The organism is Paenibacillus sp. FSL H7-0323 (assembly GCF_038002725.1).
In the GTDB taxonomy this organism is placed as follows: Bacteria; Bacillota; Bacilli; order Paenibacillales; family Paenibacillaceae; genus Paenibacillus_AQ; species Paenibacillus_AQ odorifer.
Map to the genome: position 1 here is coordinate 183883 of NZ_JBBODB010000001.1, position 24192 is coordinate 208074.

24 protein-coding genes and 2 tRNA genes are annotated in these 24192 nt (G+C 42.3%); 21 read left to right on the forward strand and 5 right to left on the reverse strand.

Features of this window, described 5'->3' with window-relative positions:
* Nucleotides 1-98: 98 nt before the first annotated feature.
* From MHH89_RS00965 to MHH89_RS00975, 3 genes are read left to right on the forward strand one after another with little or no spacing between them, the layout of a single operon-like run.
* Nucleotides 99-845, forward strand: a complete 747-nt coding sequence (locus MHH89_RS00965) for a manganese efflux pump (protein ID WP_076124925.1) — start codon at nt 99-101, stop codon at nt 843-845.
* A 9-nt stretch (nt 846-854) separates the two neighbouring features.
* Nucleotides 855-1451 carry a dephospho-CoA kinase gene (gene coaE / locus MHH89_RS00970; protein ID WP_076220141.1) on the forward strand — a complete coding sequence of 199 codons (597 nt, stop codon included), beginning with the start codon at nt 855-857 and terminating at the stop codon, nt 1449-1451.
* Nucleotides 1448-2011, forward strand: coding sequence for a lytic transglycosylase domain-containing protein (locus tag MHH89_RS00975; protein ID WP_076124928.1), 564 nt, complete (start codon nt 1448-1450; stop codon nt 2009-2011). Before coaE ends, MHH89_RS00975 begins: the two co-directional genes overlap by 4 nt.
* Before the next feature lie 84 nt (nt 2012-2095).
* Here the strand turns inward: MHH89_RS00975 and MHH89_RS00980 are convergent, their stop codons facing one another.
* Nucleotides 2096-2314, reverse strand: a complete 219-nt coding sequence (locus MHH89_RS00980; RefSeq protein WP_036678974.1) for an alpha/beta-type small acid-soluble spore protein — start codon at nt 2312-2314, stop codon at nt 2096-2098.
* A gap of 164 nt (nt 2315-2478) precedes the next feature.
* Here MHH89_RS00980 and nrdR point away from each other — a divergent pair, with 164 nt between their 5' ends.
* From nrdR to MHH89_RS00995, 3 genes are all read left to right on the forward strand, one after another.
* Complete coding sequence (nrdR, locus tag MHH89_RS00985; protein ID WP_036678976.1) at nt 2479-2955, forward strand: transcriptional regulator NrdR; 477 nt, start codon at nt 2479-2481, stop codon at nt 2953-2955.
* A 251-nt stretch (nt 2956-3206) separates the two neighbouring features.
* A tRNA-Ala gene (locus MHH89_RS00990) sits at nt 3207-3282 on the forward strand.
* A 10-nt stretch (nt 3283-3292) separates the two neighbouring features.
* Nucleotides 3293-3365, forward strand: a tRNA-Lys gene (locus MHH89_RS00995).
* Between the two features lie 214 nt (nt 3366-3579).
* Here the strand turns inward: MHH89_RS00995 and MHH89_RS31265 are convergent.
* A complete protein-coding gene (locus MHH89_RS31265; protein ID WP_367946865.1) occupies nt 3580-3645 on the reverse strand; it encodes a putative holin-like toxin in 66 nt (21 codons plus the stop codon).
* A 74-nt stretch (nt 3646-3719) separates the two neighbouring features.
* Complete coding sequence (locus tag MHH89_RS01000) at nt 3720-4178, reverse strand: MarR family winged helix-turn-helix transcriptional regulator (protein WP_076220140.1); 459 nt, start codon at nt 4176-4178, stop codon at nt 3720-3722.
* Between the two features lie 165 nt (nt 4179-4343).
* Between MHH89_RS01000 and MHH89_RS01005 the strand changes: the two genes are divergently transcribed.
* Nucleotides 4344-5222, forward strand: a complete 879-nt coding sequence (locus MHH89_RS01005; protein WP_076220139.1) for an SDR family NAD(P)-dependent oxidoreductase — start codon at nt 4344-4346, stop codon at nt 5220-5222.
* Nucleotides 5223-5555: 333 nt separating this feature from the next.
* Here MHH89_RS01005 and MHH89_RS01010 read toward each other — a convergent pair whose 3' ends face one another.
* Entirely contained in the window at nt 5556-6128 is a 573-nt protein-coding gene (locus MHH89_RS01010; protein ID WP_076184291.1) for a TetR/AcrR family transcriptional regulator, read from the reverse strand.
* Nucleotides 6129-6320: 192 nt separating this feature from the next.
* Between MHH89_RS01010 and MHH89_RS01015 the strand changes: the two genes are divergently transcribed.
* The gene (locus tag MHH89_RS01015) at nt 6321-7526 is read left to right on the forward strand and encodes an MFS transporter (RefSeq protein WP_076124936.1); all 1206 of its coding nucleotides are present in this window, start codon (nt 6321-6323) and stop codon (nt 7524-7526) included.
* A gap of 101 nt (nt 7527-7627) precedes the next feature.
* On the opposite strand, the gene MHH89_RS01020 is transcribed toward MHH89_RS01015, so the two are convergent.
* Nucleotides 7628-7993, reverse strand: coding sequence for a VOC family protein (locus tag MHH89_RS01020; RefSeq protein WP_051491055.1), 366 nt, complete (start codon nt 7991-7993; stop codon nt 7628-7630).
* 205 nt (nt 7994-8198) lie between these two features.
* Between MHH89_RS01020 and MHH89_RS01025 the strand changes: the two genes are divergently transcribed.
* From MHH89_RS01025 to MHH89_RS01085, 13 genes are all read left to right on the forward strand, one after another.
* On the forward strand, nt 8199-8981 hold the full coding sequence (locus tag MHH89_RS01025; protein ID WP_036679206.1) for a helix-turn-helix domain-containing protein: 783 nt from the start codon (nt 8199-8201) through the stop codon (nt 8979-8981).
* A gap of 209 nt (nt 8982-9190) precedes the next feature.
* Nucleotides 9191-10972, forward strand: a complete 1782-nt coding sequence (locus MHH89_RS01030) for a cache domain-containing sensor histidine kinase (RefSeq protein WP_341086080.1) — start codon at nt 9191-9193, stop codon at nt 10970-10972.
* Nucleotides 10973-10977: 5 nt separating this feature from the next.
* Nucleotides 10978-12174, forward strand: coding sequence for a response regulator transcription factor (locus MHH89_RS01035; protein WP_341086081.1), 1197 nt, complete (start codon nt 10978-10980; stop codon nt 12172-12174).
* Nucleotides 12175-12203: 29 nt separating this feature from the next.
* Nucleotides 12204-13481, forward strand: coding sequence for an ABC transporter substrate-binding protein (locus MHH89_RS01040; RefSeq protein ID WP_341086082.1), 1278 nt, complete (start codon nt 12204-12206; stop codon nt 13479-13481).
* 138 nt (nt 13482-13619) lie between these two features.
* The gene (locus MHH89_RS01045; RefSeq protein WP_076179086.1) at nt 13620-15104 is read left to right on the forward strand and encodes a glycoside hydrolase family 68 protein; all 1485 of its coding nucleotides are present in this window, start codon (nt 13620-13622) and stop codon (nt 15102-15104) included.
* A gap of 87 nt (nt 15105-15191) precedes the next feature.
* Nucleotides 15192-16748 (forward strand): glycoside hydrolase family 32 protein, encoded by a 1557-nt coding sequence (locus tag MHH89_RS01050; RefSeq protein ID WP_341086084.1) that lies wholly within the window; start codon nt 15192-15194, stop codon nt 16746-16748.
* A gap of 207 nt (nt 16749-16955) precedes the next feature.
* Nucleotides 16956-19037, forward strand: coding sequence for a prolyl oligopeptidase family serine peptidase (locus MHH89_RS01055; RefSeq protein WP_341086085.1), 2082 nt, complete (start codon nt 16956-16958; stop codon nt 19035-19037).
* Nucleotides 19038-19103: 66 nt separating this feature from the next.
* Nucleotides 19104-19682, forward strand: a complete 579-nt coding sequence (locus MHH89_RS01060; RefSeq protein ID WP_076124944.1) for a TetR/AcrR family transcriptional regulator — start codon at nt 19104-19106, stop codon at nt 19680-19682.
* A 90-nt stretch (nt 19683-19772) separates the two neighbouring features.
* Nucleotides 19773-20234 carry an FMN-binding protein gene (locus MHH89_RS01065; RefSeq protein WP_076124946.1) on the forward strand — a complete coding sequence of 154 codons (462 nt, stop codon included), beginning with the start codon at nt 19773-19775 and terminating at the stop codon, nt 20232-20234.
* 21 nt (nt 20235-20255) lie between these two features.
* Complete coding sequence (locus MHH89_RS01070) at nt 20256-20777, forward strand: flavodoxin family protein (protein WP_076124948.1); 522 nt, start codon at nt 20256-20258, stop codon at nt 20775-20777.
* Nucleotides 20778-20921: 144 nt separating this feature from the next.
* Nucleotides 20922-21566, forward strand: coding sequence for a hypothetical protein (locus MHH89_RS01075; protein WP_076107537.1), 645 nt, complete (start codon nt 20922-20924; stop codon nt 21564-21566).
* A gap of 507 nt (nt 21567-22073) precedes the next feature.
* Nucleotides 22074-22772: a WD40/YVTN/BNR-like repeat-containing protein gene (locus MHH89_RS01080; RefSeq protein WP_341086086.1), complete on the forward strand. Its 699-nt coding sequence runs from the start codon at nt 22074-22076 to the stop codon at nt 22770-22772.
* A gap of 177 nt (nt 22773-22949) precedes the next feature.
* Nucleotides 22950-24188, forward strand: coding sequence for an RICIN domain-containing protein (locus tag MHH89_RS01085; RefSeq protein WP_036679228.1), 1239 nt, complete (start codon nt 22950-22952; stop codon nt 24186-24188).
* Nucleotides 24189-24192: the final 4 nt, after the last annotated feature.

Consider the following 24192-nt stretch of genomic DNA (forward strand, 5'->3'; position numbering starts at 1 on the left):
TTGTCCCGCCCATATACTGTGTGAAGAATGCTTAATAGAGAACGGAAGCTGAAACGATAAAATTTCAGTTTTCCGGTTCTTCACAGGAGGGATTGCGGGTGCTCAGCCCATTATTTTCACTGCTATTGCTAGCGTTTGCCTTGAGTTTGGATGGTTTTGGTGTAGGAATTACATATGGGCTGCGTAAAATGAAAATACCACTGCTCTCCGTTCTGATTATCTCGCTCTGTTCGGGGGTAGTTATCTGTGTATCGATGCAGGTTGGGGTTTTGCTTGCCAAGGTAGTGTCTCCGAATGCAGCTTCTATAGTTGGTGCAGTTATACTTGTGCTAATGGGATGCTGGTCGCTTGTTCAGATGCTGATGCAAAAAGAGAAAGATGCAGATGGCGGACGTAAAGCTGAAACGGTAGATAAGGGCTCATTTTCCGAGCAGGCTTGGGCAGAGGTAGCTGCTGATTCTGAAGCGGGTACAGAACCTGTTATGAATGATGAACCGTTGAAATCAGCTGTTTTTTCACTTGAGCTTCGCCGTTTGGGGATCGTAGTACAGATCTTGCGTACCCCGTCTTCTGCGGATATGGATGCCTCAGGAAGCATCTCTTCGATGGAAGCGATGATACTGGGGATTGCGCTCTCTCTGGATGCTTTTGGGGCTGGACTTGGCGCAGCGCTGCTTGGCTTCAATCCGATATGGACATCACTTACAATAGCTTTGTTTAGTGGTACATTTCTATTGCTGGGTATGAAGACTGGACTTAGATTTGCCGGGAACTACTGGATGAAGCATGCTGCCGCATTACCAGCGTTATTATTAATTGCAATGGGAATACTGAAGCTATTATGAGGTGAGTACATGATTATAGGCTTAACCGGAGGAATCGCATCCGGAAAAAGCACAGTGTCTGCACTGCTTGTGAACAAGGGAGCGAGGCTGGTTGATGCCGATGTGATCGCCAGAGAAGTTATGCTTCCCGGGCATGAAGTGTTGGCTGCTGCTGCTAAGCAATTCGGAAAAGAGATCCTTTTTCCGGATGGAACACTGAATAGGGCCAAATTAGGTGAAATCGTCTTTCAAGATCCTGTGGCCCTGCAAACCTTGAACAATTTGACGCATCCTGCCATCCGGCAGGAAATCAAAGACCGTATGTACAGCATGGAGCAGGAAGAGCCGAAGCGGCTTATTATTGTGGATATTCCGCTTCTTTTTGAATCAGGGCTTGAGACCCTGTTCCATGAGATTGTAGTAGTGTACGTTCCCCGTGAAATGCAAATTGCTCGATTAATGGAACGTAATAGGCTCTCTTTAGAAGAAGCAGAAGCGCGATTGAATGCACAGATGGATATTGAACAGAAACGTAATAAAGCGGACTACATCATCGACAACAGTGGCGATCTTGCGTACACTGAGCAACAGGTTGCTGTGTTTTGGGACAGGCTGGGTTTATCATGAAATGGCTACGTAAAAAAAGAGTACTGCTTCTGCTATTTGTGGGTTTTACGGCAATATTGTTTCTGAGCACTAACTGGATGTCGTGGTTTTATCCCATCCATTTTAAAGATGAGATTCGCAAGCACAGCATCACTTATGAGATAGACCCGTTTCTTGTAACCGCGATTATTCGTGTAGAAACGAACTTCAAAACTGGACGAGAATCCAAAAAAGGCGCACTAGGGCTGATGCAGCTTATGCCGGATACCGCGAAGTGGGCGCTGGAAAAGGCCAAGCTTCCAAACGTATCTATGGAAGAACTCAAGCATGAGCCTTCGGCTAATATTGAACTGGGTACATGGTATCTTTCAACTTTATCCCGTCAGTTCGAAGGTAAACGTACAGCAATTATCGCAGCCTATAATGCTGGGCCCGGAAAAGTTCAACGCTGGTTGGACGAAGGGGTCTGGGATGGGACAGATGCAACCATTAAAGATATTCCCATTGGTGAAACCAGGCATTATGTACAGCGCGTTAATTATTACTATGATCAGTACACGGACATTTACAAAGAATTTTAATTTCTACCGTGTTATGTATAAAAAGAAGTATTAAACGACCTGTAGGTCGTTTAATACTTCTTCAAAAAGCTTATGTTGGTCAGGTTATTTGTATTGACCTGCCAGTTGTTGTTCTGCCAGGGTTACAAGACGTTTAGTGATGTAACCACCGATCGAACCATTTTCATAAGAAGTTTTATTGCCTTGGTAACCATCTGGGGAAAGCGTGATTCCTAGTTCTTGGGCAACTTCGTATTTAAGTTGTTCCAAGGCACCGCGGGAATTTGGAGCTACAAGGTTATTGGAGTTGTTGCTTTGGCTCATTGCTGTTCACCTCCTCTGTTGGTAACTGTATTATGTGCCGGACTTGCCATTATCATTACAAGAAAAAAACGGTGATTTCTGGAAATAATAAAAAAGCCGTTCAAAAGCCGGATTTATAACGTGCCGGGACCCATACCATTATGTAATAGGAAGTGATGAAGCTTATGAAATGCCCTTACTGCGATCACACAAATACTAAAGTGCTGGACTCGCGACCAGCGAATGAAAATAAGTCAATCCGTCGTAGGCGTGAATGTGAGCGTTGCAGCAAACGTTTCACTACTTTTGAAATGATTGAAGAAACGCCACTCATTGTAATTAAAAAAGACGGCAGCCGTGAGGAATTCAGTCGTGATAAAATACTCCGCGGTCTCATCCGTGCTTGTGAGAAACGGCCGGTTTCTGTGGAACGTCTAGAAAAGATCGTGTCCGAGGTTGAGAAATCTCTGCGCGGCATCGCCGTTGCGGAAGTGGAAAGCCAACAGATTGGTGAATTCGTGATGGAGCAGCTCTACCCAGTAGATGAAGTGGCTTACGTTCGTTTTGCGTCCGTATATCGCCAGTTCAAGGATATTAATATGTTCATGAAGGAACTCAAGGGGCTGCTATCCAAGAGTACGGGAGAATTAGAGGGATTATAGGGTTTTGTCCAGTTAGAGCGTTACAGCCAATCCTAGGGTCTGTTAGGAGTGCTTGTACTGGTTTGTTTCCTCTGAGTTTTGAGCGGGGAATTTGAGTGGAAAAATGAATTTTAAAAAAAGTGTTGACATAGAGGGCGATTTTTTATATTATATAGAAGTCGCCTACGACGCTTGAGTTTATCGGAACAACTCAATTACGACCAAACTAAAATTAAAAAATGTGTGATTTCATACATCTGAAATTTCAGTTTGGGGCCATAGCTCAGCTGGGAGAGCGCATCGCTGGCAGCGATGAGGTCAGGGGTTCGATCCCCCTTGGCTCCACCAAACTTCATATGGACTCTTAGCTCAGTTGGTAGAGCAGTAGACTCTTAATCTATTTGTCCAGGGTTCGAGCCCCTGAGAGTCCATCCTAAAGAAACGGCAGAAATGCCGTTTTTTTGTTGTTTGGGGAAGAGTGACTTTTTATTTGGTTTTGATCGTGGTATAGTTTGGGTAGATAAAACGTACAATGCAAAGAGAGTCGTGCGGAAACACGACTCCCAGTGCAATAGCCGCTTTTCAGGGCGGCGGCTTCGGAAGTTTAGTCAGGAAATAGACCGCATTCCTTTGCGAGAGGGCGGTCTATTTCTTTTTGAGGTAGTTGAGCAATGCAATAATGAACATGCCGAACATGAACATCAATGACAATTGCTGGCTCCAATTACAGACAATCCATATCTAAAGAAACAGCAAGATGCTGTTTCTTTTTTTGTTCCCATTTATTAATTATCATTAAATCCATTAAACTCCTGAAGCATTTGAATAAAGGTTTCAAGCTGTTGATTATCCCATTGAGCTATGCGCTCATAAAATATGAATTCCTTATCCTGCAGCGCATCAAAGGTTTTTTGTCGTCCAAGTTCAGTGAGTGTAAGAAGGATGGCTCGACGATCATTAGGAGAGTCTTCTCTTCTAACATAACCCAAATTTTCGAGTTGCTTGATGAGACGGCTGACTGAACTACGATCCATAGCCGTTGATTCTGCCAACACAGAGGCGCTTGTTGGTCCATAAGAGTACAGCCAACGGACTATATGGAAAGCAGCAGGCTGTATAGATGAATCGAAAGCGGCAGCAGTTCTGACATTTAGGGCATGCGAAGCGCTAATGAGAGCACTAATTTGTCCACCTAGCTTCAGTTCTAATTGTCCTCTCGACGTGTCTTTACGTTCGGCATTCATTGTTTTGACCACCTAACCTTGTATTTTAAAGTTGTCATACATCTATTTAGTTGACATATATCAATCATAATCATATAGTTGATATATATCAATTATATGATTTGGACAATACGCTGTCAAAATGAAATTGCCCCTGATGAATTCCTGATATAAAGGAGAATGTAGATGATGACAAAGCCGATTATTGTAATTACTGGAGCTACAAGCGGTTTGGGACAACTCGTTGCACTTGAAATGGCAAAGCAGGGTGCTCATCTTGTTCTGACTGCAAGGAGTAAAACCCGTTCGGAAGTAACTGAAAAAATGATAAAGGAGAGCGTACCAGCAGCCGAAATTAGTTTTTTCTACGGAGATTTATCTTCAATGAGGGATGTCACTAGGTTAGGACAAGAAATATCTAGTGTTTTTCCGAAGATAGACGTGTTAATAAATAACGCAGGGCTTCATGGGTTTGAACAGCGGATAACTGCCGATGGATTCTCAGAAATGATGGCTGTGAACTATTTTGCACCATGGTTATTGACGCAAACCTTAGAACGTTCTTTGAGAGCAGCAGGAAATGCAAAAATTATAAATGTTGCTTCGGAAGCTTCACGCCGGCATGGAGTACTAAAGTTGCCAGGAGATTTGCTCAATACAGCTTCCTTTACTTACAGGGGATCATCTGAGATTTATGGGAAAACCAAACTGTTAAACATTATGTTTACCAGTGAGCTTGCACGCCGCTGGGCGGGAACGGGAATCAGTGTTCATGCATTGAATCCGGGTTTTAACGTTACAGGTCTCGGGCGTGAACTTTGGTTTTCTTCGATGCTTAAGCACTTATTGAATTTCTTTCGTATTGGCGATCCTCGTAAAGGAGCGGAGATCATTATTCGTTTAATGAGCGATCCTAAGTATCAAGAGAGCAGTGGGGGATATTTTAACGTTGGGACAGGCAATCCCATTGTACCCGTCCAACCGGGAGGAGATAGGGTAATGGAAAATAAATTATGGAACGATACACGAGACATTTTGCAGCAGAAAGGTTTCTTTGGAAACTGATTTAATTAGTGAAACTAACCTCATGTCCGTTCGAATCACCCATTCATGATCCTGCGGACTGTATAGCTCTTATTTTCTTTATTTAGTGAAATTAGTCGAGTGATCGGACCGTAGCGCACTTATTTCCTCTCCAGTAGCAGTATTTTGTTTTGAAAAGACTAAATAAGTGCGTAGGAGTCCGATAGCTTGGGAAAATGCCCCATAATGAGAAAATAAGAGCACCTCGGTCCGTTGTATCTCAACATTCCGCCAGTCCGACATTTTATAGTACTACGATCAGAAATAGACCGATCCCTTGTGAGAGAGGGCGGTCTATTTTACCGTTCCCGTTAGTTACCGTATTCCTTCAAAAGCGTACCTCACCAACTGCTGCACATAAGCATCGTCTATGGGTTGGCCGGTCACCAGCAAGCGGTAGAATATCGGCCCGTAAATAAGATCGGTAACAACTTCAATATCGAGATTATCCTTCAATTCCCCGCGCTGAACACCCCGTTCCATAAGCAGCCGTGCCTCAAGCCGGCGAGGCTGGAAATATCGGGTCCGATAAGCTTCCGCCAAGCCTGAATCCATCTGTCCTTCGCCAATGATCTCCGTAATGATTTTACCCTCTCGACTAATCAGGAACCGGGATAAGTTCGTTGCATGCATGAGAATATCATCGAATACTGAACCTGTGTCAGGTACGGGCAGTCTGTCCGCAGCGGAGGATAGGAATCCATCCATCACCACGGCAGCCTTGTTAGGCCACCATTTATATATCGTAGCTTTGCTGACCTTGGCACGATCCGCTATTTTTTCCACCGTAACTGCTCCAAAACCATTTTCCAATAACAAATCATAGGAAGCGGAAAGAATAGACTTCTCCGTCTCAACATTACGCGGACGTCCTCGTTTACTCTCCATCTGAAATCACCCTTTCGTTAATCTGTCTCCAATCAAAATATAAACTATACGTTCAGTATACTAAAAAAATCTGGAAAAATAAATGACCATCGCCTATTTACAAAACGATACGTTCAGTATATTATTTAAACATGAATTAGTGAACTGAACGTATAGTATTTAAATTATTATGACCATCTGAGGAGGATTCACATGCAAAAAGAACAAGCGGCGAAAGAGAACCACATTTCAAGTTGGATGATGTTTATGTTAGCAGCGGCATGCGGGCTTATCGTGGCCAATCTTTATTATGCTCAAACCCTTGTCGGACCTATCAGTGTCTCGACAGGACTTTCTTCTACAGCCGCAGGCTTGATCGTCACTTTAACTCAAATCGGTTATGTTGTAGGTTTGTTATTTATCGTGCCGCTGAGTGACATTGTTGAGAATCGGCGTCTCACGATAATCACGTTAATGGTTGCAGTGGGTGCATTGCTGGTTGCAGCTTTCGCAGCTAATGCGCCTTTGTTCCTGACAGCATCTTTGTTTATAGGAACCGGTTCTGTGGTAGCTCAAATCCTGGTGCCTTATGCCACCTATTTAGCGTCTGAAGAGCAGCGTGGCCGTGTGGTTGGTAATGTTATGAGTGGACTCTTATTAGGTATTATGTTTGCCCGGCCCGTGGCAAGCTTTATCACCAGCATCTGGGGATGGCAAGCCGTGTTTATTTTTTCAGCGGTCGTTATCACGTTGTTATCCATTCTTCTGTCGCGATTTCTTCCTCAACGTAAACCTGCACCTTCGGTAAGCTATGGTAAATTAATTGTCTCTTTAGGCACCCTTTTAAAACAAACGCCTATATTGCGCCGACGTGCCTTATATCAAGCTTGTTTATTTGGAGCTTTTAGTCTCTTTTGGACGGTGGTTCCGTTGCGGTTGGCGGATGATTTTGGAATGTCGCAGCAAGGGATCGCTTGGTTTGCTTTAGTAGGTGTTGGTGGGGCTGTAGCCGCGCCGATTGCTGGAAGACTGGCAGATAAAGGTTGGAGTAAATGGTTAACCGGACTGGCCATGATCATTGCCACCTTGTCTTTTTTACTAATTCATCTTTTCCATAGCCACTCAACTTTTGCTCTCATTCTGCTCTTTATTTCCGCGATTACATTGGATATGGCCGTATCGGGAAATCTTGTACTCGGACAGCGTGTGATTTATTCATTGGGAAGTGAAGCGAGGGGACGTCTTAATGGGATCTTTATGGCGATTTTCTTCGTGGGTGGAGCCGTTGGATCATCTTTGGGTGGTTGGGCTTATGCCTATGGGGGATGGACCTTCGCCTCACTCATCGGAGTGATCCTGCCGCTATTGGCTTTGGTTTACTTTTTCACTGAAAAAAGATCAACTAAAGCTGTTGAATAAAGCCTTGCTTTAAGAGTGGGGGTTAGGCTTACGGCAGAATAGACCGCTACCTTTGGTTAGGGCGGTCTATTTCTTTTTGAGGTAATAACGCTTGATAAACGTTAGTTATGCTCCGCTAACTGCACCTCAAACCCGTCCGGGTCCAGGATATAAAAGAACCGCAGGTGGGGATTGGGTGCGATTGGTCCGCGCGCTACTGGGATACCTTGGCTTTTTAAACTCTCCATTGCTTCATCAAGTGACTCCACTTCGAAACCCACAGAAACGCCACATTCCGGCTTCAAAGCCGGGTCACTTCCCTGAATAAGCTCGATCTTGGGTTGCCCCTCCAGACCTAACATGACGATCTGTTTTCCACTGCTCTCAAATCTACGCTCAATGGGTAGCCCCAGTATCCGGTTATAAAAATGAAGGGAAGCCTCCAGATCGCGGACCCGAAGCGTAATCCAATTCATACTCAATTTCATGTATAGTCTCCTCTGATGAATATTCTATATCGTATATTATACGCTATCATCTTGCCAGGAAACAGGGAGAATGGGAAATCAAGAACGTTTAATGAGGATAAAAGCCCGCAAAATCAGCTGTGCAACCAGTGGTTGACAGTATGTAAGGGGAGATAGGTAGTCAATTACAGAACGTTATAATATGATGAGCATGAGGTGATGGCGAATGGACTTTGCAAATAAATTGCAAAGCTATAGGAAACAGAGAGGAATGTCCCAGGAGAACTTAGCGGAGGTGATTGGTGTTTCGCGGCAAGCCGTGTCTAAGTGGGAATCAGGTCAATCCTATCCCGAAATGGATAAGATGATTAGTTTAAGTGAATTATTTCACGTAAGTTTGGATCATCTGGTGAAGGATGCTTCAAGCGATACCAAAGCAGAGCATGTCGCAAGCCCCGTATATGTAGATCTGAATTCCTTGTTTCATTATGAGTACAAAAGTAAGAGAACATGCTTTGGAATTCCTCTGGTTCATATCCATATCGGGCGGGGGCTATACGTTGCCAAAGGGGTTATTGCCATAGGTAATGTTGCGATTGGTGCGGTATCCATTGGTATTGTTGCTTTGGGCGGATTATGTTTAGGTGCGCTTGCTTTAGGACTCATCAGTTTTGCAGGTCTGGCTCTAGGGCTTTTGTTAGCCGTTGGGGGCATTGCGGCGGGTACAATGGCCGTTGGTGGAATAGCATTGGGGATATTTGCTGTTGGAGGTTTAGCTGTAGGTATGTTCTCCTTGGGTGGTCTCTCTATCGCTTCCCATATTGCAATGGGTGGATATGCAAGCGGGCATATAGCTATAGGGGATACCGTAAAAGGTGCTTATACCTTTATTACTCAAGATAATAATTTCAACGATATCAAGGGGGAGGAGGTAAGAAAGTTAATTCAGCAAGAATATCCACATCTTTGGAAGCCCATTGTGCAGGGAATTATTTCAATCTTCAAATAGCTGATTAATTTGCGGAAATTTCTTTACGGTTGTTTCATATGGATATAATTTGGGTAATAAACGATTGGCGTTTGTCATATATTGATCCGGCAAAAATACTTGTTGCTCAGCAACAAGTATTTTGATTTTGTGTTGGATATTTGTGAAAATATAAAACCTGATATTAGATGTTTTGCTGAAAACCGAAATTTTTACAGAGGAGTATTTATTTGAAAAGCATTCATAAGCGCTTATTATTCTTGCTGCTTGTGTTTATAATTCTACCGTATTTTTTATCCGTGTTGTTGATCTATCGGCAGACGAAAGAGAATGTGGAACGACATGAACTTGAGAACAGCCAAGAGCAAATTCAGCAGGCGTCAGCCGATATAGAGCAATATTTTGATGAAATCATTAATCTTCCATATATTTTATACCGAAATCCAGACTTATTCAGGGTGTTTGAAGAAGGGTTAGAAGAAGATTTTTATTACAAGCAGCTTGAAATTAATAAGGGTATGACTAACTTCTATCTCATGAGGAGTGAAATTCGTCAGGTCCGTCTATTCATAAACGAAGGGAAAAGCTCATTTACAGTTTATAATGCCATGTTAAGTTCCCGTAAAAGGAATCCGGATTTATTACAGCAAGCTTCCATTCAGAAGCTGATGAGCTCTAATAGCAATGATCTTATTGAAGCTCCGCATCCGATTGAGAACTATAACGATACCTCCATTATGCCTCCTTCGGATAAAACGATGGTCTTGACGGTTCATCACAAAATTGTGGATGTCCTAACACAGGAATTTCTGGGCGTCATCACTATAGATATTGATTTGGACAAGATTGCTCATATCGCTAATCATTTTCTACAGAAAAATAAAGAGAGCGTATGGCTTTCCGATGCGGAGAATCATGTCATTTACGCAAGTGATGAAACATGGATAGGCAAAACCGTTCCCGATGAACTGCAAAGGAAAATAAGTCCAGCACAGGCAGCTGCTAATTCTCCAGAAGGAGATATTGTGTTTACTAGAACATTGCAGGAACCGATAAAAGCGTGGCATTTTGCTAAGGTAACCCCGAGCTCTTTTTTATTTGAAGATGTAAGGAAAACTGCCTATACAAACATCATCGTAGGTGTGGTTGTAGGTGGACTGGGCTTGATAATGATAACAATCATTTCTTATGGATTTACACGGCCGATAAAACTGCTTAGTCAAAAAGTCCAGCGTATCGAGGGGAGGAATATGAATGCCCCATTCGACGATATGCGGGAGGACGAAATCGGTATTCTAGAAAGACATATCAAGGAGATGATGAATCGGATCAACCGTCATATTGACCGGGAGTATAAGCTTGAGATAGAGAACAGGAAAAATCAGCATAGGGCGCTAAAGTCGCAAATCAATCCGCACTTTTTATTTAATTCTTTACAATCCATTGCTGCTGTTGCCCTACTCTCTGAATCTCCAAAAGTATATCAACTGATTACCTCTTTATCCAAAATGATGCGGTACTCGATTCGTGTGGATCAGAAGGCGACGGTTCAAAGCGAAGTGGATTATGTCCAGGCTTATTTGAATCTTCAAGCGGAACGTTTTCAGACTGATTTTAGCTATTCCATTGATGTACCTAAAGATATTCTTGATATTCCGGTTCCTAGTATGATCTTGCAGCCGCTCGTTGAGAACTTTTTTAAGCACTGTTATGACGAGGGCTATGAACAAGCTTACATCCATATTTATGGTGAAATACAAGGTGAATATTTGAATCTAGTCGTAGAAAATAACGGAAACAGCGTGACGGATGATGAACTTGAGGCATTAAAAAATAATCTCTACACATCGGTTAACGAAGGCAATCCTTCTTTTGCACATATCGGGTTAAAAAACATTCATGATCGCTTGGTTCTTCATTTCGATCAGACAGCGGGAATCAAACTAGATTCGATGCAGGGACAAGGGTTCACTGTACGGCTAGTAATTCCACTCTACCTAAAGGAGAAGTAACGTTTATGAAAGCTCTTATTGTAGATGATGAGTCTAATGTTAGAAAAATCATCCGTTTTTTGGGACGGTGGGAACAATACGGGATTACCGAAGTGCTGGAAGCCAGAAATGGTCTCGAGGCTAAGGCGTTAATTGAGCAGAAATCTCCAGAGATCATAATGACAGATGTCAAAATGCCCAAAAATAGCGGGATGGAGTTAATCGAGTGGTTGGCTGCTAAAGACTACCCGGGAAAAGTGATTATGATTTCAGGGTTTGACGATTATTGTTTTATGCGTAAAGCGTTTAAGCTGGGATGCTTTGATTATTTGATGAAGCCAATTGAAGAGAAAATGCTGAATGAAACTTTAGAAGGGGCGTTGAGAGCCTGGGAAAAAGAAGAGGGAGAACGTCGCAATATGGAGTCCGGATTTTATGAAGAGGTAAAAATGTTTCGCTTAAACAGGGAGATTACTGCTGCTTGTAACGGTGAAGCTTTTGATGCAGGCGAAATTGCCTCGGCTCTCCCACAGGCAGACGTATACGACTTCACCATGATGTATTTTTACCAATCTCATTATTCGGAGCCATACATTCAGCTTTTGACCGAAGAACTGGCTACACGGGAGTGGGGAAATGCATTTACACTTCAAAATGATCCTAATGTCTGTGTGATTCTGTCCCTTCATGGACAGTTTTTCCCGATAGAGGAATGGATTACCCAGCATTTTGATATACCTGTTCGTTTGGTTAGTGGCCCCTCCATCCAATCGCTCGCAGAGATATCGTTATCTTTTCAATCTGCACAAAGGTCTATGGCTGAACAAAATTTTAGAGCAATCCATCGTTTGGCGGATTTAGATGATGTTAGGCGTATGAATGATATTGTCGCATTTGTTGATGAGCATTATATGGAAGAGCTAAGTTTGGACAAATTATCCACCCGTTTTTTTCTGAGCCGAGAACATATCTCGCGGAGATTTAAGCAAGAAGTAGGGATGACTCTTACGAACTACGTCATTCATTTACGAATAAATCAAGCGAAACAGTGGTTACTAGAATCGGATGAAAAGATGTACTCGATTGCCTTAAAGCTAGGGTATCAAGATGAGATTTATTTCTCTAAGCTATTCAAAAAAAACGTCGGTATGACGCCTGCTGAATATCGTAATTCACAGGGAGCAAGAGGAATAGACTCGGAAGTCAGGATAGCCAATACATAAGTTCATTGTTGAATGCATCTGGGGGAATTATGAAAATAAAAAGGGTTCAAATGATTATCGTGGGGTTGATTACGCTAACGCTTTCTTCATGTGGTGCGCATACACGTCCACTGAAGGAAGCGGATTTGAAGGTAGCGGATAAGACAGTCACTTTGGAGGTACTGAATCCTAAAGTGGAAATTTCTATAGAATTCGAGCAGATGGTTAAGGAATATGAAAAGGAAAACCCGAATATTAACGTGGAAATTCTAACCTTTGGCGGAGGAGCTAACTACCTTGATGAGCTAAAGGCGAGGTTTGCGGCCAATGTTGGTCCGGATATTTTTCCAAATGGCGGTTATGAAGAAGCGAAGGCATGGAGTAGATATCTTGAGGATTTATCGGATCAACCTTGGGTGGAACAGGCTTATGACAAGGCGCTAGAACCGATGAAGATGGACGGGAAAATATACGGGATGCCGATCAATTTTGAAGGCTACGGTTTTATTTATAATAAGGATTTATTCGCAAAGGCTGGGATTACTCCTCTCCCAACAACGTTTACGGAATTAAAAGAGGCGGCGAAAAAGCTGAAGGCTATAGGTGTGACTCCTTTTTCTGTTGGGTATTCCGATCATTGGTTCTTTGTCCTCCTGTTGAATATTGCTATTGCACAACAGGAGGACCCGGATGCTTTTATTCAAGGGTTAAACAACGGAACACAATCTTTTCGAGCGAATAAGGAAGTTAAAGATGTCATTCGGATGCTGGATTTGACCGTACAATATGGTAACGAAAATTTTTTGACAACAGATTATAATTCGGAAGTTGAGTTATTTGCAACAGGGAGAACGGCGATTCTTAAACAAGGGAATTGGGTTCAGTCTAAAATTGATCAAATATCGCCGAATATGAATATCGGTTTTTTACCCATGCCTATTAATGATGGTTCCGAAAACAATGCGTTGCCAGTAGGGGTATCTAATAATTGGGCTGTTAATAAAGAATCTTCGCCAGAAAAGAAGAAGGAAGCCAAAAAGTTTTTGAATTGGATGGTTTCCTCGGAAACAGGGAAAAAGTTCATGAAGGATCGCTTTCATTTTATTTCAGCTTTTAAAAATATAGAGACGGACCGTTCGGGAGCGCTTGTAAAAGATCTTATGCGATACGTCGATGAACAGAAAACTTTATCTTGGAATTGGTTTAAATTCCCTCCCAGAGTAAGAGAGGAGTTTGGCTATCTTATGCAAGCTTATGTAGGAGAGCAAATTAATCGGGATCAATTGCTTCAAGAGCTTCAAAAATCGTGGGATACCCATGTGAAGTAATAAAACCAAATCAATATAACCCTGTAAATGCATCAATTTACGACATACTCATAACGTCTACTCTTCATTAGAATTTAAAAGGGGAACAGCACAAAGGAAGATCGAAACCCAAATTTAAAGTATAAGAGGAGTTAGATGATGAATTTCAAGAAAATGATTAAACAAACAACAATCCTAACCTTTACAGCTGCTTTAATGTTAGGTGGAGCTACTCAAACCTTTGCGAAAGGAAATAACAAGCCGAACAAGCCGGAGTACAATGACTATGGTTTCTCTCATATCACTCGCGCTGACATGTTAAAATTACCCAAACAACAAAATAGTAAACAATTCCAAGTCCCAAAATTTGATGCTTCAACGATTGAGAACATTCCTGCAGCCATTAAGTTCGATGAGAATGGAAACAAAATTGAAATGGATGTTTGGGATACTTGGCCGCTGCAAAATGCAGATGGAACTGTAGCCAGTTATAAGGGGTATCAAATTGTTTTTGGTCTGGCGGGCGACCCTAATAATGGATCAGACACATTTATTTATTTGTTCTATAAGAAAGAAGGAGACAACTCTATCAGCAGCTGGAAGAATGCCGGCAGAGTGTTTAAGGATAGTGACAAACTTGTTCCTGATGATTATGTTTTAAACAATCAAGCCGAAGAATGGTCCGGTTCAGCAACCATGACATCTGATGGCAAAGTTCGCTTGTTTTACACTAATCGTCATCCTTGGGATCCAGATCGCGGATTTTACGGGAAACAAACTTTAACTACAGCTCAAATTAATGTCTCTGCCCCGGATGGGGATACCCTTAAGATTGATGGCGTAGAAGATATGAAATCCATCTATGACGGTAATCAAGGTGAAATTTATCAAAGTGTTGATATCACCGGTTTTAGCAAAGGCGATTACGACGATAATCATACCTTAAGAGATCCTCACTATGTGGAGGATAAAGGCCACAAGTATCTTGTATTTGAAGCAAATACAGGGACAACTACGGGTTACCAGGGTGAAGAATCTCTTTTTAACAAAGCTTATTATGGTAATAGCAATGCCTTCTTCCAAGCGGAGAAAAAGAAACTACTAAGCAGTGCTGACAAAACATCTGCGGAAACCGCGAATGGTGCGCTCGGTATCATTGAATTAAATAATGATTATACATTCAAAAAAGAAATGAAGCCGCTACTTGCCTCCAATACCGTGACAGATGAAATTGAACGTGCGAACATATTTAAATTGAATGGCAAGTGGTATCTGTTCACAAGCTCAAGAGGTTCTAAAATGTTCATTGATGGCATTGATGATGAAGACATCTACATGCTCGGGTACGTATCTAATTCTTTAACCGGACCCTATAAACCATTAAATGGTACAGGACTTGTCCTCCATCAAGATCTTAATCCTTATGATATTACCTGGACTTATGCTCACTTTGCGATTCCGCAAGTGAAAGGGAATAATGTAGTCATCACAAGTTACATGACGAATAGAGGTTACTTTGGGGATCATCATTCCACTTTTGCCCCAAGCTTTGTGCTGAATATTAAAGGCTCCAAGACTTCAGTTGTACCGAACAGCATTTTGGAACAAGGGCAATTGACGCTTAAAGGTAACAAACCGTATTAATCATTTACAAAGTAAATGCCAATGTAGTTGGCGTTTACTTTTCTTTTTATAAGCTGAGATTAGCAATGTAAAAAAGCGAGGTATATTTTGAATAAGAAAAAAATGATAGGAATCACTATATTAATCCTTTGTTTAATTTGTTTTGTGACGATAGTATTAGTAACTTATGACGCTGGAGAGAAGAAGAAGCCGGGGACCGACGTTCCTGATCATAAACCTACCACTCGGGCTAGCTATCATTTCACTGTACCTGAGCATTGGAAAAACGATCCGCAGAAACCCATTTATTTTGATGGTAAATATCATTACTATTATCTCTATAATGCTGATTACCCGGATGGAAATGGTACAGAATGGAGACATGCCACATCAACGGATTTGGTGAGCTGGACAGATGAAGGCGTTGCGATTCCAAAATATACAACACCCAATGGCGATCCCTGGTCAGGATCTGTTGTTGTTGACGATAGCAATACAGCAGGTTTTGGCGAAGGGGCTATTGTGGCGATTTTAACACAGCCCTCTGCAGAGACGGGGAAGCAAGAACAATATTTATGGTTCAGTACGGATCGTGGGCTGACGTTTAAATCTTATAGTGATGATCCTATTTTGCCAAATCCGGGCACAGAAGATTTCAGAGACCCGAAGGTAATATGGGATCAACATTCTCATAAATGGGTGATGACGCTAGCCGAAGGTACGAAAGTGGGCTTTTACGAGTCTGACAATTTAAAAGATTGGCACTATACAAGCGGCTTCGAAACAGAAAATATCGGAATTGTAGAGTGTCCTGACTTCTATATGATGCGGGCGAATGATGGCACTTATAAATGGGTTCTTGGGGTCAGTGCAAATGGTAAGTCGATAGGTAAACCTAACACGTATGCCTACTGGACTGGAAATTTTAATGAGAATGAATTTATCGCGGATCATCATGAACCACAGTGGCTAGATTATGGATTTGATTGGTATGGTGCTGTAACTTTTGAAGAAGGAAAGGACAAGGATCAATACAATCATCGATATGCTTTGGCCTGGATGAATAATTGGGATTACCCTCATGTTACCCCCAATCTTAACGAAGGTTTTAACGGAATGGATTCAATCGTGCGTCAAATAAAATTAACACGAGATGAAGAGCAGTCGTATCAGTTAGTATCACAGCCCATCGAAGCATTAGATCAAATGGTAACTTCAACGGATTCCTTGCAACAAATAAAAGTGAACGGCTCGTCAACACTTGATATCACAGGCGAAAATTACCAGCTCGATGCAGATCTATCTTGGTCAGAGAATACCAATGTAGGCTTAAGACTTCGTGAATCCGCAGATAAGACGCGCCACGTGGACGTAGGAGTGTTTGTTGAAGGACAATATTCTTATGTTAATAGAGCCTTCACTGGACAACCTGATGAGAGTGACAGATATCTTGAAAGCAAGGCCCCCTTTGATGTGAACAAGAAAAAAGTGCATCTGAAGATCCTTGTGGATAGAACAAGTATTGAAGTTTTTATAGATGATGGTGAAATTGTATTTTCTAATGAAATCTTCCCGGAAATAAAGGATCAAGGCATTACCTTGTTTTCTGAAGGTGGCACCGCGATTTTTAATAATGTTGTAATTAAGCATTTTGACAAAGATTAGAATGAATAGACAGAGTTTTTCTAATTCTTGCGCAATAAGAGGGCACTCCAACCTATGGATGTCCTCTTTTTTTATTATAAGTACGTAATATTAAACCTAATTCACGAAGGAATACATAATTGTTAAACGCTATCTTGAATTCTAGAATGATGTTATTGGCATCACGTTACTTTTTTGGTTTCAAAATCATTCTGGGAGGTTGTCCTAATGAAGCGAAGGCCTATTTATGTTGTTCTTATTCTGTTTATTGTATTAGGTTCATGGTTGCTGCTGAATCACCGGGAAAATAAAAGCGCCTCTGAGAAGCAAGTGCAGGAAGTGCTGCCTACGAGTACTGTTGATACTAACACAACAATGGCTAACGTTACTGTAAATAACAGAGAAACTCCGGTGCAGTACTTGGATCCCGCATATAAAGTTACAGTGAAACACGATATTTTGTATGCAAGTAAGAAAAACGAGACGGATGCTGAAGAACCGCTGAAGCTCGATTTGTACCAGCCCATTGGAGATGAAACCAAGCAGAGGCCAGTATTTATTTTTATTCATGGCGGAGGTTATACCGGAGGGGATAAGTCTGATGCAGCAGATTTTTCCGAAGGCCTGGCAAAACGGGGATATGCTGTTCTCGCTATTGATTATAGGCTAAAAAAAGATCCGTTTTTCAATTTTACTCGCACACTTAATGATGCTAATGAGGATATAAATGATGTGATCAAATGGATTAATCAGCATGCGGAGACTTATGGATTGAACAAGGAACGTATAGTTATTGGCGGAGATTCAGCAGGAGGTCATCTGGCCATGAACTTTGTGAATCTATCCTTAGCAAAAGATCCCTCCCTGGTTAAGTCTGTATTTTCCATTATAGATATTTATGGTGGTGAACTGGCAAGAAGTGCTGACAACAAGCTGCCGCCTGTCCTAATTATTCATGGAACGATAGATAAAATGGTGCCGTACCAGCAAAGTATTGACCTAGCCGCTCAATTGAAAGAGAAAGGTATTTATCATAATCTGCTCACGCTGGAGGGAGTCGGACATGATTATAAAAATGAAAAATATATCGATGAAATTATGGAGACGACAGCACATTTTCTGTGGAATGTCATGAACAGTTCGGACCTTGCGAGTCTTCCGGAAAATTCGGGGATCACGGTTGCTTCTGGTTCTACTTTTGATATTAAGCTGCCTGAAGCTTATCGCAGCGCATCGAAGGAGCCGCTTAATATCGATTTGCCAGAGGGATGGCTGCTTAATGGAGAAGAAGAAGGTTCGCTGCGGATACAGGTTCCGGAAAGCTTGGTGCGCGGAAACGATTCGCTGTTCGTCTCTCAGGGTGCAGATCCTACAGCGGCATCAAGCTTCACTATGAATATCAACGTAATCGACCCGCTGGCAGTGTATTACGAGACCTTTTATGAGGAGTCTGCCAAAGAGATAAAAACCCATATGGATGTTACTAATCAATCTACAAGCAATTTCAGCGGTTCAGTGGAAGCTGATTATGAGACGGGACGATCTACCCGAGGTACTTATGCTTCGACTGTGGAAAATCTGGAGCCGGGTAAGAGCGTTCGTCTTGAGATTCCTGAGCTGGCAAGAGGCCAGCGGTCGCTTAAAGTTTTTAATGATATAGGTACCTTATTGCAATCGACAGTTGATTCTTCTAACGTGCTTCTGTTGCCGAAACTCAGTCCGCCTGTCCAAATCGATGGCAACTTGTCGGACTGGGGGAATCAAGCTCCCTTTGATGTGAAGGATGTCAAAATCATGGGCTGGCAAGGAGAGCAGGATCTCAGCGCCAAGGGTTCCTTAGCATGGGATGCCGACAATCTTTACCTTGGGGTAGAAGTTATCGATGATTATCATGCACAGTCAGCATCAGGAGATGCCATCTGGAGTGGGGACAGCATCCAGATTGGAATTGGCATTGCCAACGGGGATGGAACGGTGCCTTCTGAGTACCATGAACTCGGTGTGGCTCGCGGAGATACGGGCGAATTACTCAAATGGTGCTGGTTGGCACCAAAGGGGTTTAATTTGGGTGATGTTATAGAATTACAGTATGCCGTGGAACGTAAAGATTCAAAAACCAGCTACGAACTAGCCATTCCCTGGCCTGAACTAAAATCCGACGATGTACAGGTGAAGCCAGGAATGAAGCTGAAATTTTCGTTATTGGTCAATGACAATGATGGTGAGGGGCGTAAGGGCTGGGTGGAATATAACAGCGGCATTGGTTCGGCTAAGGATGTTGATGCTTTTGGTGATCTATTTGTGCATTGACATATTCTGCTGTTAACACTATGATATGAATGAAAAAATAATTATTCATTCACGGAGAGACGAAAAGTGGAAGACAAAAAAACAAAGATATACGAATGTGCGAAAGAGCTATTTAGCAATAAAGGCTTTAAAGACACGAATGTTTCTGGCATTACCACAATGGCTGGAATAGCTGTAGGAAGTTTTTACAACTATTATCCCTCTAAGGAAAAGCTTTTTATGGATATTTTTTTAGAGGAAAACGAAAAGCTCAAAAAAAGCTGTATGCAATCGCTCGATATGAGCCAAAGCCCATTAGCACTAATACGGCAGATGATGGTGCTTAATTTGGAAGGTATGATAGCCAACCCCATTCTTAAGGAATGGTATAACAAAAGTGTTTTCGCAAAAATCGAACAGCTGTACCGGGAAGAAACCAACATTCAGGTAAATGACTTCTTGTATGATAGCTTCCATGAAATCATTAAGCAGTGGCAAGCCGATGGTAAAATGCGCAGCGATATGGATAGTAAAATGATTATGATGATCTTCGGCGCAATGATTAATGTGGAAACCCACAAGGAAGAAATCGGGCTGGAGTATTTTCCACAACTTTTGGACAATATGCTGGAACTAATTATGAAGGGTTTGACAGACTGCCCCTAATACACTTATGGTGCAGTTTTTTTTTTAGTGAAATGAATGAATTATAAAATATTCATTCAAATTTTAAATCAAAAGGAAGGAGGCAAGCAGGTGAGTAAGAGAAGAGGAAAAAAGCGAAAATTCAATAAATGGATTATTGTTCTCAGCATTCTATGCGGGATTACAGTCATAGGTTGGATAGGTGGTATTCTCTTATCTGCTCCGGGAAGGCATGAAGTTCAGCAGCTTACTATCCACGCCATAGATATACAGAAACTGCGGGAGGGCAGCTATGTGGGGGAATACATTGGCATCAAAGATCATTCCAGAGATACCATGGTGAAGGCCACAATATCTGCTGGACGGCTGTCAGATATCAAAATACTCAAAGGTGCCTTGGACAAAACAGGGAACCCTGCTGAACTGAAGGGTGGGCTAAGCATTGGTGATTTGTTTGGTCATGTGATTGAATCGCAGTCTCTTCAGGTGGACGTTATCAGCGGGGCAACGCTTACCTCTAAAACACATCTTAAGGCACTCGAAAATGCCCTACTGCAGGCGGAGACGAAATAATTCATTTTAAGGAGAATTTATATGAACATTGCAGTCATTTCGTATTCATTCACAGGTAATAATGAAGCATTAGCAAGGAGTGTGGCGAAAGCGTTGTCGGCTGAATATATCCGAATCTCGGAAGCTAAACCCCGAACACTCGGTAGGATTACCTTTGATATGATTTTTGACAGGATACCGTTGGTTCAACCGAAGCCTGAGCAAATAGGAAAATATGATATTATCCTATTTTTTGGACCGGTTTGGATGGGGAAAGTGGCCACACCGCTCCGTGCCTATTTAGAGTACTTGAAGAAAAATCCGCAAAAGTATGGTTACCTTTCAATCAATGGTGGAGCTGACGGTCCAAATCCGAAGGTGCCAGGGGAGCTTAGAAAAAGAACTGGAGCAGACCCTGTTGTATTCATCGAGCAGCATATCGCAGATCTGATATCAGCAGATCACAAGCCTGCACGTAAAGATACCTCAGCTTATAAGTTAAATGAGGGCGATATTAATCAATTAACTGGAAAAATAGTGAAGAAAGTAAGGGATATGATCTAGCTTTTAAGCTCCAGCGAGACGAACAGAGAAACGGCAAAGCTGCCGTTTTTTTTGTTTTCTCTGCAATCTGGTAGAAATTGTTCTATTATAAAGTGTTCCTTCAATTCGCTAGATGGTATGATAGGTATGGGAGGGAATTATAAAATGAACAATGAGACGACTAATGAAAATGAAATAACAAATGAGAATGAGGAAGTAAATGATAATACAGAAATGTCTGAAGAGGATATGGCGCAGCTGCTAAAGGCTGTTCACCATAACGGCCTTGTAGCATTGAGAGTACACTTTAAAGATGTTGAAGGACAAGTATTGAACATGGAAGCCTACGGCCCTGTTTTTGTTTTTCACGTGAAAACTGAATTAGATCAGGTGTATTCCTGCGGATTTTTTCTGCGCGAGTTAATTGCAAGATTCCAGTCGGGTAAGGATCCGGCAGCATGGATGGCCTCATTCTTCGTTGAGCTGATGAAAATTGAGGGAGGCAAAACACTTCCAAAACCACCAGCAAGTGAAGAAGAAGCAAAAGGGATTATTGACAATGTGTTAGTTCCGCTTTGTATTGAGGAAATTACCCAAGAATTTGCTCCAGAAAAAGTGCATGTCGGGCTAGCATGGAACGAGAAATTGGGACCAGTCTTCGAGGCTGGATTTCCAGCTATCACCGATGGGAATAACGTATGCGCATTCCCGCTTCATCTGTTGCTGACTCATTTGCAATTGAACCGGGATCCATCCGAACTGCTTGTTCAAGGCATGTATAACATCCGCAAAGAACATGGATTGGAGTAAAACAGGCTCTGAGTCCTGACCATCCATAACCCAAAGAAACGGCAGAAATGCCGTTTCTTTTTCTTTTGACATTCAAAGAGTAGATCCTTGCTTGATGAATTCATTCATATCTACTTTGAACTGATAGCTTTAAGCTGATAACCTGCTGCTTGAAGGTTTCGTTCACATCATCTACGGACTGTATAGCACTTATCTTTGCTTTTTAGCTCCATTTACCGAACTCGCGGACCGTATAGCCCTTATTGTCTGTTTATTGCCTATAAAAGTAGGAGGATTAGCCAAATAGTTGCATCTCAGTCCGTTAACACAAGAATTCTCTTGAAAATGAACCAATAACGTCTCCTCGGTCCGATAGGCCTTGGTGTTGCTGGTTTATATAAAGAAACTGTCAATACTTTTCAGATAGTTTAGGATAAAATTTCATTTAAGGAATACGTTTGCGGACCAAGCTATATGTACAGCACCACTATACTTTTTTAGAAAAATAAACGAAGGCGTGGTAACAAGATGAAATATCTAGTTTCAATACTACTAATTGCTGCAGTGATAGCATCTGGTTGTTCCAATTCCACTCCAATTCCTCATCCAACCTCTAATCAGGAAACTTCTCCTTCTCCTGATCCTTCAGATAACCGCAGAGGAGATACTGTGTTCCTCAACAAAAATATAGGTTGGAAAGCAGTCTATCCTTTTCAAGGAATGTCACGTGAAGATATGGAGCTTTATACAACTAGTGATGGGGGAGAGACTTGGAAGGAGATTGGGGATAGCTTACAAGCAGGAAGTACTCTTCCTAGCGGGGTGAAATCGGGACTTACTTTTGTTAACGAAAAAGAAGGCTGGATTACAACGAATGCTCCATGGGAGGGAAAGGTTGGTTTATATAAAACAATGGATGGTGGAGTTACCTGGAGTGAACAGACTGTCACAGTGCCGGATGAGTTAGTAAACTCGCAAATCTATGCTTATCCTCCCCTCTTTCTTACGAAGGATCAAGGAATCTTAATTACTCGGCCCGCTGAAAATGAACATACATTGTTATATATAACGATAGACGGGGGACAACATTGGAAATCATTCCTTGACCATCATAAGGATCAGTATGCTGGTATCGCATGGACGCTCTCAGAGAGTATGGCGACGGTAAAAGACGCAGAGAAAACCTGGACATTAAGCATGCAGAACTATGGAAAATGGTCCCTTTAATCGAAATGTTGGCATATTGCGTTTAGAAAAGACGTACACATCAAATGAAGCGAGGCGTTAACCTGACTCTGGCTGTTATAGCTGTTTATGGGATAACGTTTTGTTTTATCCATTATTCGAAACCGGTTTCAAATGTGCGAGCGCGCCGCGCAATGAAATCAGTAGGAGGAAAAGACGATGTTACGAAAAGGAAAAATGTTAAGTCTATTTCTGCTGTTCACCCTCTTAATTGCTTGGGTACCTACAGGGAGTTCAAGCGCGGCATCAAGCTGGAATCTGGCATGGAGCGATGAATTTGATGGGAATTCTCTGAACACTAATAATTGGTCGGCGGAAATAGGTACGGGTAGCGGGGGGTGGGGAAACAATGAGCTTCAGTATTATACCAGTCGTCCGCAGAACCTGCAGGTAACGGGTGGGAATTTAGTGATTACTGCACAAAAGGAGTCGTACGGGGGGATGAATTATACCTCTGCACGGATCAAAACACAGGGACTCAAAAGCTTCACCTACGGAAAAATCGAAGCTAGAATCAAATTGCCTTCAGGACAGGGACTCTGGCCAGCATTTTGGATGCTTGGGGCGAATATTGATTCCGTGGGTTGGCCGAAATCTGGGGAAACGGACATTATGGAGCGTGTGAACAATAATGCTTTTGTTAACGGGACGGTACATTGGGATGCCAATGGGCATGCCGAGTACGGTCAGGTGTCTGGTAACCTCGATTTCTCACAGTACCATGTGTACAGCGTGGAATGGGATGCGAATTATATAAGATGGTTTGTAGACGGCAACCCATTTAATGCTTTTTATATTGAGAACGGAACCGGAAATACGGAGGAGTTCCAGAAACCTTTCTTCATCCTGCTAAACCTTGCCGTGGGTGGAAATTGGCCGGGAAGTCCAAATGCTTCAACTGCTTTCCCAGCTCAAATGCTGGTTGATTACGTACGTGTGTATCAGGCTGCGCCTACCTCAAGCATCGTTAGTGGTGGGATTTACACTTTAGCTGACAAGGCTAGTGGCAAGGTTCTGGACGTAGTGGATGTATCCACAGCAAGCGGGGCGAAAATGCAGCAATGGACCAATTACACTGCCAATAATCAGAAATTTAAAGTGGAGAGTACAGGCGACGGTTATTACAAGCTTACGGCAGTGCATAGTGGAAAAGTGTTGGATGTGCCGAACTCATCAACCGCGAGCGGTGTACAGCTGCAGCAATGGGATGACAATGGTACCAACGCTCAGCGATGGAGCATTATTGATGTTGGAGGGGGCTATTATAAGCTTATTTCAAAAGTGAGCGGATTAGCCATGGATGTATCCGGAGCATCAACAGCCGATGGTGCAGCAGTTCAGCAGTGGACGGATAACGGGAGTGATGCTCAGAAATGGTTTTTTACAAAAGTGAACTAAAGAA

Coding starts and splice junctions, on each gene's coding strand:
- MHH89_RS01085 (WP_036679228.1), top strand. CDS start 22,950: ATGTTACGAAAAGGAAAAATGTTAAGTCTATTTCTGCTGTTCACCCTC.
- MHH89_RS01075 (WP_076107537.1), top strand. CDS start 20,922: ATGAACAATGAGACGACTAATGAAAATGAAATAACAAATGAGAATGAG.
- MHH89_RS01010 (WP_076184291.1), bottom strand. CDS start 6,128: ATGGAGAGTAAACGAGGACGTCCGCGTAATGTTGAGACGGAGAAGTCT.
- MHH89_RS01055 (WP_341086085.1), top strand. CDS start 16,956: ATGAAGCGAAGGCCTATTTATGTTGTTCTTATTCTGTTTATTGTATTA.
- nrdR (WP_036678976.1), top strand. CDS start 2,479: ATGAAATGCCCTTACTGCGATCACACAAATACTAAAGTGCTGGACTCG.
- MHH89_RS01080 (WP_341086086.1), top strand. CDS start 22,074: ATGAAATATCTAGTTTCAATACTACTAATTGCTGCAGTGATAGCATCT.
- MHH89_RS00980 (WP_036678974.1), bottom strand. CDS start 2,314: ATGAGCCAAAGCAACAACTCCAATAACCTTGTAGCTCCAAATTCCCGC.
- MHH89_RS01040 (WP_341086082.1), top strand. CDS start 12,204: ATGAAAATAAAAAGGGTTCAAATGATTATCGTGGGGTTGATTACGCTA.
- MHH89_RS01045 (WP_076179086.1), top strand. CDS start 13,620: ATGAATTTCAAGAAAATGATTAAACAAACAACAATCCTAACCTTTACA.
- MHH89_RS01070 (WP_076124948.1), top strand. CDS start 20,256: ATGAACATTGCAGTCATTTCGTATTCATTCACAGGTAATAATGAAGCA.
- MHH89_RS01025 (WP_036679206.1), top strand. CDS start 8,199: ATGGACTTTGCAAATAAATTGCAAAGCTATAGGAAACAGAGAGGAATG.
- MHH89_RS01015 (WP_076124936.1), top strand. CDS start 6,321: ATGCAAAAAGAACAAGCGGCGAAAGAGAACCACATTTCAAGTTGGATG.
- MHH89_RS00975 (WP_076124928.1), top strand. CDS start 1,448: ATGAAATGGCTACGTAAAAAAAGAGTACTGCTTCTGCTATTTGTGGGT.
- MHH89_RS01000 (WP_076220140.1), bottom strand. CDS start 4,178: ATGAATGCCGAACGTAAAGACACGTCGAGAGGACAATTAGAACTGAAG.
- MHH89_RS01035 (WP_341086081.1), top strand. CDS start 10,978: ATGAAAGCTCTTATTGTAGATGATGAGTCTAATGTTAGAAAAATCATC.
- coaE (WP_076220141.1), top strand. CDS start 855: ATGATTATAGGCTTAACCGGAGGAATCGCATCCGGAAAAAGCACAGTG.
- MHH89_RS01005 (WP_076220139.1), top strand. CDS start 4,344: ATGATGACAAAGCCGATTATTGTAATTACTGGAGCTACAAGCGGTTTG.
- MHH89_RS01020 (WP_051491055.1), bottom strand. CDS start 7,993: ATGAAATTGAGTATGAATTGGATTACGCTTCGGGTCCGCGATCTGGAG.